The 10,658-nt window shown below is 76.3% G+C and carries 12 protein-coding genes; 9 read left to right on the top strand and 3 right to left on the bottom strand.

Annotated elements, in window-relative coordinates; translation table 11 throughout:
* Positions 1-127: 127 nt before the first annotated feature.
* The 6 genes from QQY24_RS03430 (at position 128) to QQY24_RS03405 (ending at position 5,739) form a co-directional block, all read left to right on the top strand.
* Complete coding sequence (locus QQY24_RS03430) at positions 128-331, top strand: MbtH family NRPS accessory protein (protein ID WP_301971175.1); 204 nt, start codon at positions 128-130, stop codon at positions 329-331.
* A gap of 157 nt (positions 332-488) precedes the next feature.
* Positions 489-1,109 (top strand): GNAT family N-acetyltransferase, encoded by a 621-nt coding sequence (locus tag QQY24_RS03425; protein WP_301971174.1) that lies wholly within the window; start codon positions 489-491, stop codon positions 1,107-1,109.
* On the top strand, positions 1,106-2,356 hold the full coding sequence (locus QQY24_RS03420; protein ID WP_301971173.1) for an MFS transporter: 1,251 nt from the start codon (positions 1,106-1,108) through the stop codon (positions 2,354-2,356). Before QQY24_RS03425 ends, QQY24_RS03420 begins: the two co-directional genes overlap by 4 nt.
* A 114-nt stretch (positions 2,357-2,470) precedes the next feature.
* Complete coding sequence (locus tag QQY24_RS03415; protein ID WP_301971172.1) at positions 2,471-4,921, top strand: SpoIIE family protein phosphatase; 2,451 nt, start codon at positions 2,471-2,473, stop codon at positions 4,919-4,921.
* Positions 4,922-5,001: 80 nt separating this feature from the next.
* Positions 5,002-5,274, top strand: a complete 273-nt coding sequence (locus QQY24_RS03410) for a hypothetical protein (protein WP_301971171.1) — start codon at positions 5,002-5,004, stop codon at positions 5,272-5,274.
* Positions 5,275-5,370: 96 nt separating this feature from the next.
* Positions 5,371-5,739 (top strand): DUF6479 family protein, encoded by a 369-nt coding sequence (locus tag QQY24_RS03405; protein WP_301971170.1) that lies wholly within the window; start codon positions 5,371-5,373, stop codon positions 5,737-5,739.
* 96 nt (positions 5,740-5,835) lie between these two features.
* Here the strand turns inward: QQY24_RS03405 and QQY24_RS03400 are convergent, their stop codons facing one another.
* From QQY24_RS03400 to QQY24_RS03390, 3 genes are read right to left on the bottom strand one after another with little or no spacing between them, the layout of a single operon-like run.
* Positions 5,836-6,420, bottom strand: coding sequence for an isochorismatase family protein (locus QQY24_RS03400; protein WP_301971169.1), 585 nt, complete (start codon positions 6,418-6,420; stop codon positions 5,836-5,838).
* Positions 6,421-6,427: 7 nt separating this feature from the next.
* Positions 6,428-7,819 carry an MFS transporter gene (locus tag QQY24_RS03395; protein ID WP_301971168.1) on the bottom strand — a complete coding sequence of 464 codons (1,392 nt, stop codon included), beginning with the start codon at positions 7,817-7,819 and terminating at the stop codon, positions 6,428-6,430.
* Positions 7,816-8,253: a MarR family winged helix-turn-helix transcriptional regulator gene (locus QQY24_RS03390; protein ID WP_301971167.1), complete on the bottom strand. Its 438-nt coding sequence runs from the start codon at positions 8,251-8,253 to the stop codon at positions 7,816-7,818. The genes QQY24_RS03395 and QQY24_RS03390 overlap by 4 nt, the downstream gene beginning before the upstream one ends.
* 288 nt (positions 8,254-8,541) lie before the next feature.
* Between QQY24_RS03390 and QQY24_RS03385 the strand changes: the two genes are divergently transcribed.
* The 3 genes from QQY24_RS03385 (at position 8,542) to QQY24_RS03375 (ending at position 10,509) form a co-directional block, all read left to right on the top strand.
* Positions 8,542-9,552 carry an SDR family oxidoreductase gene (locus QQY24_RS03385; protein ID WP_301971166.1) on the top strand — a complete coding sequence of 337 codons (1,011 nt, stop codon included), beginning with the start codon at positions 8,542-8,544 and terminating at the stop codon, positions 9,550-9,552.
* 9 nt (positions 9,553-9,561) lie between these two features.
* Positions 9,562-10,062, top strand: a complete 501-nt coding sequence (locus QQY24_RS03380) for a metallophosphoesterase (protein WP_301971165.1) — start codon at positions 9,562-9,564, stop codon at positions 10,060-10,062.
* A gap of 150 nt (positions 10,063-10,212) precedes the next feature.
* Complete coding sequence (locus QQY24_RS03375) at positions 10,213-10,509, top strand: hypothetical protein (protein ID WP_301971164.1); 297 nt, start codon at positions 10,213-10,215, stop codon at positions 10,507-10,509.
* The last annotated feature ends 149 nt before the right edge of the window (positions 10,510-10,658 follow it).

Below are 10,658 nucleotides of genomic sequence, written 5' to 3'. Positions count from 1 at the left end.
GCGCCCGGTCCGGCACGGCCCGCGGTCGCCCCGCGCCCCGACCCGCCGGCACCTGCCCGCGGACCCGCACCCCACCACGGCGGACCGGACCGGACCCCGCCGCACGACCGAGGAAGAAGAGGACGACATGGACGAGAACACCCGCTACCAGGTGCTGCGCAACGACGAGGAGCAGTACTCCCTGTGGCCGGTCGACGTCGAGGTGCCCGCGGGCTGGCAGCCCGTCGGCAAGGAGGGCACCGAGGCCGAGTGCTCCGCCTACGTCGACGAGGTCTGGACCGACATGCGCCCGCGCAGCCTGCGCGAGCGCATGGAGAACGCCGGAGCCTGACGGGCCCCGCAGCACCACCGCGCCGGGCCGGCCGCACCGCCGGCCCGGCGCCCCCCACGCCCCTCGCCCACCCGTGCCCCCACGCTCTCGACACGCCGTACCGGCGCCCCACCGCCCTCGGCCCCCACCGCACCGCGACACCTTTCGAGGAGCTGCCATGACCCCCGTACTGCGCACCGAGCGCCTGGACTTCCTCCCGTACCGGGCCGAGCACGAGGACTGCTTCGTCACCCTGCTCGGCGACGAGGAGGTGTGCCGCTGGATGGGGCAGGAGCGGGTGCCCGAGGCGGACATCCGCGAGCTGTTCCGGGCGATCCTCGACGACGTCTATCCGCAGCGCCGTTTCGACGTGTGGGGCCTGTGGCTGGAGGGCGCGTACGTCGGTCACGCCGAGGTGAAGAGGACCGGCAACGTCGACGGCCACGAACTCGTCACCGCGCTCGCCCCCGCCCACTGGGGCCACGGGCTGGGCGGCGAGGTGGTGCGCGGCCTGCTCCGGCACGCCGCCGACAACCTGGGACTGGCGCAGGCCTACGGCATGGTGGGCGCCGACAACGCCGCGAGCCTGGCCATGTGCCGCCGCCTCGGCTTCCGCCACGTGCGCGACGTGGTCGGCGACGACGGCTCCGTGACGAAGATGCTCGTCGTCCCCACGACGGCCGCGACGGCCGCGACGGCACCGCCCGGGACGGCGGGCGCGGCGTCCACCGCCGGTGCACCGGGCACCTCGCCCGTGCCGGCCGCGGTGGACGTGACCGGCACGGCGGAGCCGGTGTGACCCGGCCGCCGCTCGCCGAGGACGCCGCCGGCACACCGGTCACCGGCCGGCCGCCCAGCCTGTGGCGCAACCGGGACTTCACCCTGCTGTGGAGCGGTCAGTGCCTGTCGGACCTGGGCGGTTCCATGGCCGACCTGGCGCTGCCGCTGCTGGTGCTCCAGCAGAGCGGGTCCCCCGCGCGAGCCGGGCTCGTCGGGACCGTCGGGCTGGCCACCACGATGGTGTGCCGACTGCCGGCCGGTGTCCTCGCCGACCGCTTCGACCGGCGCCGGCTGATGATCGCCTGCGACGCCTTCCGGATCGCCGCGTACGCCCTCCTCACCTGCGCCGTCCTGGCGGGCGCGGCCGGCCTGCCGGTGATCCTCGCGGTGGTGGCCGGCAGCGCCGCCGCCACCGCCCTGTTCAGCACGGCCGAGCACGCCGCGGTGCGCAACCTGGTGCGTCCCGACCAGATCGCCACCGCGGTCGCCCGCAACGAGGCGCGCGCCTACGGCACGTCGCTGGCCGGCCCGCCGCTGGGCGGTCTGCTGTTCGGCGTCGGCCGGGCCCTGCCCTTCCTGGGCAACACCCTGAGCTTCCTGCTGTCGCTGGCCGCCGTGGTGTGCGTGCGCCGGCCCCTGCAGCAGCTCCGGGAGCCGAAGGCGCAGGGCGCCGGCGCGTCCGCCGGGCAGGGGGTGCGGTTCGTGCTGGGCCACCCGTTCCTGCGGACGCTGCTCCTGATCGCCGCCCCGCTCAACATGGCCTTCACCGGCATGATCTTCGCGATGACCCTCTCGCTCAGGGACTCGGGCGTCCCGCCGTTCCTGGTCGGACTCGCCGGCACGATCTTCGCACTGGGCGGCTTCCTCGGCGCCTTCGCCGCCCCGGCCCTCCAGCGGCGGCTGCGCCTGCCCACCCTGATCACACTGCTGTGCTGGACCACGGCCGCCCTAATGGCGGTGAGCACGCTGCTGACCACCGGCGTGCTGGCCGCCGTGCCCCTGGCCGCCGCGGTGTTCCTCGGCCCCACCGCGAACGCCTCCCTCTTCGGTCACCAGGCCGCCGTCACCCCCGACCACCTGCAAGGACGCGTGGTCAGCGTGGTCCTGCTGGCGGCCGGCTCGGCGGCCGCCCTGGCGCCCGCCCTGGCCGGGGCGCTGCTGGCCCGCTGGCCCGCCGGCACGGCGATGCTGGTCTTCCCGCTGCTGGTCACCGTCGCCGCGGTGGCGGCCACCTGCAGCCGCGGCATCCGGACCGCGTCCGCCTAGGCGCCGCCGCCGGACCCCCGCCGGACCTCCGCCGCCCGCCCGGGCGGGCGGCGGAGGTCCGGCGGGGTCCGGCGGCGGTCGCAGGGGCTGCGCGGACGCCTCATACGCGCTGTAATGACGAACGTGGCCAGTGAGGGTGCTGCGGTGCGCGGCACAAGGACCGAGCGTGCCGAACATGCCCTCGACACGCTCACCGCCGCGCCCCCGTCCCCCGACCGGCTGCGCCGCGTCCTCGAACAGGCGCTGGTCTTCGCCGGAGCGGCGTTCGTGGGGGTCTACACGCCCGGCAGCGACCCCTCCTCACTGTGCCTGGCCGAGTCGGCGGGCCTGCCGCGCACCCTGTACGGCCTGCGGAACGGCTATCCGGCGGCCGGTGGTTCCCCGGTCGCCGAGGTCCACCGCACCGGGCGGCCGCTGTGGCTGGACCCGGCGGAGCTGGCCGGCTCCGCCGAGGCGCGCCGGACGCCGTTCCCGGGCTTCTCCCTGGCGGTCCTGCCGCTCGGCGCGGCCGGCGGCGGCTGCCTGCTCGCCGTCAGCGAGCAGCCCGGCGGTTTCGGTGGCGAGGACCGCGCCTGCCTGGAGCTGATCGTCCGGGCGGTCGCCGTCCCCGCCCCGCCCGGCGCGGCCGACGGCGAGCTGCCCGAGGACGCCTTCAGCCTGGCCATGGACACCGGCCGGATCGAGGTCGGCGACGCGCTCCTGCGCCTCTTCGGGATCGGTCGCCGCGAGTTCGACGACCGGGTGGAGACCCTGCTCGGGCTCACCGTGCCCGAGGACCTGCCCGCCCTGATGTCCGTCGTCGAGGCCGACCACATGTCCATCGGCGAACGCGAGCTGGAGTTCCGCGTCCTGCAGCCCTCCGGGCCGCCCAGGTGGCTCCGGCTGCGCGGCCGGCTGCTGCTCGGCGGCGCGGGCTGCCCGGCCCGCCTGGTGGGCACCGTCGCGGACGCCTCCACCCTGCGCTCCGGCGCCACCGACGTGGCCCGCGTCCAGCGGCTGGCCGCCGCCCTCGCCACCGCCGGCACCGTCAAGGACGTGGGCCGGGCCGTCGTGGCCGCCCTGCGCAAGCCCCTGCGGGCCGACCGGATCGCCCTCGCCGAGCTGGAGAACGACCGTCTGGTCGTCACCGTCCTCGATCCGCCCGAACCGGAGGCCTGGCCCGAGCTGTGGCGCACCGAGTGGCGCACCGAGTGGCCCGACGCTCCGGTGCGCTCCATGCCCACCCTCGCCGCCGCCCTGCGCGGGGGCCGCGCCCGCATCTGGCCCGCCGGCAGCAACCTGGAGCCCGCGCTCGCCGAGGTCGGCCCGGGTGGCCTGGCCGTCCTGCCGCTGCCGGCCGGCGGCCGCATGGCCGGCGCCTGCCTGATCGGCTGGGACCGCCCGCACGAGTTCGCCCCCGACGAGCGCGCCCTGCTCACCGTCTGCGCCGGCCTCGCCGGGCAGGCCCTGCTGCGCGCCCACGCCTTCGACGCCGAGCACGAACTCGTCGGCATGCTCCAGCGCACCCTGCTGCCGCGCCGCCTGCCCCGGCTGCCCGGCGCGGTCGCCGTCGCCCGCTACCTGCCCACCGACGAGGGCCTGGACGTCGGCGGCGACTGGTACGACGTCATCCCGCTCGCCGACCACCACGTCGCGTTCGTCATCGGCGACGTCCAGGGCCACAACGCCGGCGCCGCCACCCTGATGGGGCAGATGCGCACCGCCCTGCGCGCCTACGCCGCCGAGGGCCACCCGCCGGACGTGGTCGCCGCGCACGCCAACCGGCTGCTGCTGGACATGGGGACCGACCTGTTCGCCACCTGCTGCTACGTCGACATCGACATGGAACAGGGCACCGCCCTGTGCGTGCGCGCCGGCCACCTGCAGCCCGTGCTGCGCCACCCGGACGGCTCCACCCGCGTCGTCGAGGCCGAGGGCGGCCCCCCGCTCGGCGTGCTGCACCAGGCCGACTTCCCGATGACCCCGCTGCGGCTGCAGCCCGGCACGGTGCTCGCCCTCACCACCGACGGCCTGGTGGAGTCCCCCGGCTCCGACATCGACGCCGGCATGGACCGCCTCGCCCGCCGGCTCGCCGCCGCCGACCCCGGCCACCTCGGCCTGGTCGCCGACGCCCTGCTCACCGACGCCCACCGCGGCGACGACGTGGCCCTGCTGCTGGTGCGCTACGACGGCATGGCCGTGCGCCCGCTGCGCGAGAGCTGGACCGTGTGGCGGGTCCCCGAGGCCGTCCGGCACGCCCGCCGCTTCACCCGGCGCACCCTGCGCACCTGGGGCGTGTCCCGGGACACGGCGGAGGCGGCCCTCCTGGTCGTGTCCGAACTGGTCACCAACGCCCTCGTGCACACCGGCGGCCAGGTCCGCCTCGACCTGAGCCTGGTCAACCAGCGGGTGCGGCTCGCCGTCGCCGACACCTCGCCGCGCAGCCCGGTCAAGCCCACCAGCATCGGCTGGGAGGCCACCGGCGGCCGGGGCATCCTGCTCGTGGAGGCGGTGTCGGTGGCCTGGGGGACGGTGCCGGTCAGCGGCGGCAAACAGGTGTGGGCGGATCTGGCGCCCGACGGCTGAGCCGCCACACGGGTGCGGACGGCACCCGCCCACGGCAGGTCGGATGCGGCGCGCGCGGGCGGCGCCTAGGGTCGGTGGACGTGGCACACACCTTCGAGGAACTGGTGCAGAAGCAGCGGGCCGCCGACGCGGCACAGCGCATGGTGGAGGAGCTGCGGGACACCTACGGCCCGCCCGCCGAGCGGGGGATGACCGGCGCCCAGTCCGGCACCTACGAGACCGCCCTGCGCGCCTGGCGGGACCTCGCCCGGGACGCGCAGGGCGCGGTGGGCGAGTACGCCAAGGAGACCGGCAGGGCGCGGTCCGAGGTCGAGGCCGAGGTGGAGCGGGCGGCGGCCGCGACGGACGGCTGACCGCGTGCGGCGGCGGGCGGGCGCATCCGGCCGCGCCGACCGGCCGGCCCGCGCAGGTCCGGGCATCCGAAGCGCGGCTGCGGGTACCCGGCGCCCATGGACACAGCGATGTACGAAGCAGCATCGGGCGCTCAGAAGTTCGGCTACGTCCTCATCCTCGTCGCCGGGGTGGCCGTCGTCGCGGGACTGATCTGGGCCTTCCGGCTGGGCATCAAGGTGCGCGAACGCGAGCCCGCCCCGCCCACGCCCGAGGAGCAGCCCACGATGCCGCCGTCCGGTCCGGTCCACGAGACCCGCGAGGCGCGCGAGCCCGACGAGGTGCCCCGGGCCACGGACGAGAGCGAACGGCTCACCCCCCACGAGCTCGGCAACGGCGGCACCAGGCGCGCCGACGACCAGAGCCGCCGGCGCTGGTCGCCCGGTTCCAGCGGGTCCTTCGGCGGCGGTGGCGGCGGCCGGACCTGAAGCGCCGTCCCGGGGCACGGTCCGCGCGGCCGGCTGCCGGCCCGGCCCCCCGTACGGACGCGTGCGCGCCCGCGCAGGGGACCGGGCCGTCGGCCGTCAGGCGTGGGTGCCGGCCAGCAGTCGCAGGACCTCCGCCGTCGTGCCGGACTCGCCGAGCCGCGGGAAGATCCGCTCGACGCTGCCCCGGTGCGCCTCGCCGTCGCCGTCGGCCATGGCGTCCGTGGCGAGGGTGACGTGGTAGCCGTGGGCGTAGGCGTCGCGGGCGGTGGACTCCACGCCGATGCTGGTGGCGATGCCGGTCAGCACGACCTGGGTGACGCCGCGGCGGCGCAGCTGGACGTCCAGGTCGGTGCCGTGGAAGGCGCTCCAGTTGTGCTTGGTGACGTGGATGTCGCCGGGGTGGCCGGACAGCTCGTCGACGACGGCGTCCCAGCCCTCGGAGAAGGAGAGGCCGCGTGCCTGGCGCTCGGTGCGGCCGGGGACCGCGTCCGCGCCGTCGGGCGCGAAGGAGACCCGCACCAGGACCACGGGGAGGTTCCGGGAGCGGAAGGCGTCGGCGAGCTCGACGGAGCGGGCCACCACGTCCGAGGCGGCGTACGGCTCGGTGGGCATGCCCACGATGCCGTTCTGCAGGTCGATCACGACGAGGGCGGTGCGGGGGTCGAGGGTGGTGACGGACATGTGCGGATCAGGCCTTTCGGGGGGTGAGCCGGCCGAGTGAACGGTCGGGGAGGGTCGCCGCCAGCAGCAGGGCCGAGCCGGCGAGCATGAAGAGGGCCAGGCCGTGCAGCCCGGCCGTGTCGGCGCGACGGGGGTAGAACGCCGCGGTGGCGGCGGAGGCGCCCAGCGCGCCGAGGTACATGAAGGTCCGCAGCAAGCCGGCCGCCGAGGCGATCCGCTCCGGGTCGGCCTGCCGGTACAGGGCGTTCTGCGCGGCCAGGCCGAGGAGTCCCTGCGGCAGGCCGAGCAGCACGCCGACCGCGAGCAGCAGCCACAGCGGGCTGTCGGCGCGGACCAGGAGCAGGCAGGCGCTGCCGGCGATCTGCAGGACGGAGCCCGTGAGCAGCTTGGCGCGCACCGCCTCGCGGCGGCCGGTGAGGGTGGAGACGGTGAGCGCGGCGACCGACAGCGGCAGCAGGGCGAGCCCGGCGGTGGAGGCGCTGAGTCCGCGGCCCTCCTCCAGCCACTGCGTGTAGCCGTACATGAAGGCGTAGGCGGTGGTGTAGGCCAGGAGCTGGCGCAGGTAGGTGACCAGCAGCGGGCCGTTGCCGCCCAGGACCCGCAGGTCGACGAAGGGGTCCGGCACCCGCAGCTCGCGCACCGCGAACGCGGTGCCGGCGGCGGCGAACAGGGCGAGCAGGTACCAGTGGCGGGGGACGGGGTCCATCAGGAACAGCATCAGCGCGACGAGCAGCGCGGCGAACAGGGCCATGCCGGGCAGGTCCACCCCCCGGTGCCGCTGTCCGGGCGTCCTCGGCAGCCGCAGCGCGCCGAGCACCAGGCAGGCGGCGGAGAGCGGCACGTTGACGGTGAAGACGGCACGCCAGCCGGCCAGCCCGATGAGCAGGCCGCCGAGCGCGGGGCCCACCACGGAGACGGTCTGGCCGGCGACGGCCAGCGTCGCCAGCACGCCCGCCGGGCTGTCCTGCCCGGTGCGTTCGGCCTCACCGCGGGTCAGCCGCATGGCCGCCGGGTACGCGGCCGACGTCCCGAACCCGAGCAGTACGCGGGCCGCCGTCAGCACGCCGAGCGAGGGTGCGAGCGCGCCCAGCACACCGGCGACGCCGACCAGGGCGGTCCCGGTGAGGTAGAGCCGGCGCGGGCCGTACATGTCCACCAGGCGCCCGATGACGGGCTGTCCGACCGCCGTGGCCAGGTAGAGCGCCGACACCAGCCAGACCGTCTCGGCCGGCGGCGCGCCGAAGGCGATGCCGATCGGCACCAGGGCCACGGCGATCATCGAGGAGTTGACCGGGTTCAGCACCGAGCCGAGCGCCATCGGCGCGATCAGGCGGCGGTCGAACCCGGCGGGGGAGGGGCGCGCACCGCGGGCGGTGCGTCCGGTGGGCCTCGGTATCACGGTTGCGACAGCCGTTCCATCAGCTCCAGGGCCCGCAGGACCGTCTGCCGCTCCTCCTCGGTGTACCGGTCCTGGAAGGCGCGGGCCAGCCACTCCCCGTGCAGTTGCTTGTTGCCCTCCACGCGGGCCCGGCCGGACTCGGTGAGGGTGACGAGCTGGCGCCGGCCGTCGTCCGGGTCGGGGGCGCGGCGGATCAGTCCGCGCTGCTCCAGGGCGGCCAGCGTGGTCGCCATGGACTGCGGCCGTACGCCTTCGGCGGCGGCGAGGGCACTGGCCGCCGCCGCACCGTGCTTGCCGACCAGGGAGAGCGCCGACTCCTGCGGCGGGGTGAGGTCGGAGTCCTGCGCGACCTCGCGGATGCGGCGCCGCAGCCGGCTGAACACCACGCGCAGGTCGCGTGCGGAGCGGACGGCGGAGTCCGAGATGCGATCCATGCCCCCGATCCTAGGAACGTCAGGGAAGGCTGTCCAGTCCAAACTGTTCAGCTCGGCCTGTATACCTCTCGGGGCGGGTCACGGTCGGTGCGCCGCGCCCGGGACGGGCACCCGCACCCCCGTTGCGCCGCGCCCGAGGCGGGTACCCGCACGTCCGGGAAGGGCGGAGCGCGGGAGGCCGGCGGTACGGACGCGGCGACCGGTACCGGCGTGGCCGGCGCGCCCGCCGGTGCCGCCGCCGTGCCGGCGGCACCGTCCGCCGTGGACCGAGGGTGAAAGGAACCGAGCATGCCCCAGACCGTCGTCATCACCGGTGCCAGTGCCGGAATCGGACGGGCCACCGCCCGCCTGTACGCCCGGCGCGGCGCCGACGTCGTGCTCATCGCCCGCGGCAAGGGCGGTCTGGAGGCGGCGGCCGACGAGGTGGCGGCGCTCGGCGGACGCCCCCTCGTACAGGTCGCGGACGTGGCCGACGCCGCCCGGGTGGAGGCGGCCGCGGACGCCGCCGAGGAGGCGTTCGGCCCGATCGACGTGTGGATCAACTGCGCCTTCTCCACCGTCTTCGCCCCCTTCGACGGGATCACCGCCGAGGAGTTCGCCCGCGTCACCGAGGTGACCTACCTCGGCTTCGTCAACGGCACGCGTTCGGCGCTCAAGCGGATGCTGCCGCGCGACGCGGGCACGATCGTGCAGGTCGGCTCGGCCCTGGGGGAGCGGTCGATCCCGCTGCAGTCGGCGTACTGCGGGGCCAAGCACGCCGTCAACGGCTTCACCTCCTCCCTGCGCGTCGAACTGCTGCACCGCGGCAGCAACGTGCACGTCACCGTCGCCCAGATGCCCGCCGTCAACACGCCGCAGTTCCAGTGGGTGCGCTCCCGCCTGCCCAAGCACCCCATGCCGGTGCCACCGATCTACCAGCCCGAGGTCGCCGCGCGCGGCGTGGCCCACGCGGCCGACCACCCGCGCCGCAAGCAGTACTACGTCGGCGCCACGACCGTCGCCACCCTCTGGGCCAACCGCATCGCCCCGGCCCCGCTCGACCGCTACCTGGCCCGCACCGGCTTCGACTCCCAGCAGACCGACCGCATGCCCCCGGCAGGCCTGGACAACCTCTTCGAACCGGCCGACCGGCGGCCCGAGGACGACCAGGGAGCCCACGGTGTCTTCGACGACAGCGCCCACGCCCGTTCCTGGCAGGAGATCCTGGTCCGGCACCCGGCCGCCACCGTCCTCGGCGCGGGCGCCGCCGTCCTGGGCGCCGTCCGCGCGATCCGCCGCCTGACGTCCCGGTCCGCCTAGGCCGGCGTCGTGCGCCTGCTCCTGGTGTCCGACACCCACCTGCCCAAGCGCGCCAAGCGGCTCCCGGACCCGCTGCTCGCCGAACTCCCGCACGCCGACGTGGTGTTCCACGCCGGGGACTGGGTCGACACCGCCACCCTCGACCTGCTGGAGAGCCGCAGCCGCCGGCTGGTCGCCGTGTACGGCAACAACGACGGCCCCGAACTGCGCGCCCGGCTGCCCGAGGTGGCCCACGCCGAACTCGACGGCCTGCGCTTCGGCGTGGTGCACGAGACCGGCCCCGCCCAGGGCCGGGAGGCCCGCTGCGCGGCCCGCTTCCCCGGCCTGGACGTCCTGGTGTTCGGCCACAGCCACATCCCGTGGGACACCGTCGCCCCCGGCGGCCTGCGGCTGCTCAACCCCGGCTCCCCGACCGACCGCCGCCGCCAGCCCCACTGCACCTACCTCACGGCGACGCTCGCGCACGGCGCCCTCACCGACGTGACCCTGCACCGGCTGCCGCGGCGGTAGCGGCCCCCGCCGCCGCGCCGGCCGCCCGGGTCCCCCTCCGGCGCCCGCCGGGGCCGCTGCGCCCGGCGGCGGGCGCAGCGTGCTCCGCCTGACGGGTGAGCGCGGCCCCGCGGCCGTGTCCGGCGGGTGTGCGGCGCCGTTGCCGGAGACATGATCCCAACACGACGCATCGTCGCCGCCGTCGCACTGGCCGTCGGGTTGAGCGCCCTGGTCGCACCGCTGGCGAACGCGGCCGGCGCGGGCGCGCCGCACAGCGGGCGGGCCGGCCTGGCGGGCACGCTGGACCCGGTCGACCGCGGTGACGCCTCCGCCGAGAACCAGACCGGCCTCCCCCGCCTCACCGAACAGCTCCAGGGGCTGGTCCACCTCCGCGACCTGGACCAGCTCAACCGGCTCACCGGCCCGGTCGCCCCCGCCACCGGCCTGCTGCCCGGCCTCAGGGCCTGACCCCCGCACGGTCACGGGGGCCGCCCCGCCGGGCGGCCCCCGTGACCGCCCCGCCGCCCCGCCGCCCCGCCGCCCCGCCGCAGCGGCCGGCGTCCGAGGGTGCGCGGTGGCCGGAAAGATCCACGATCACCGTCGTGGTCCGTGCCCCC

The organism is Streptomyces sp. TG1A-8, from assembly GCF_030499535.1.
GTDB lineage: Bacteria > Actinomycetota > Actinomycetes > Streptomycetales > Streptomycetaceae > Streptomyces.
The sequence above is the reverse complement of the archived record's forward strand: the minus strand, read 5'-3'. Positions and strand labels throughout refer to the sequence as shown.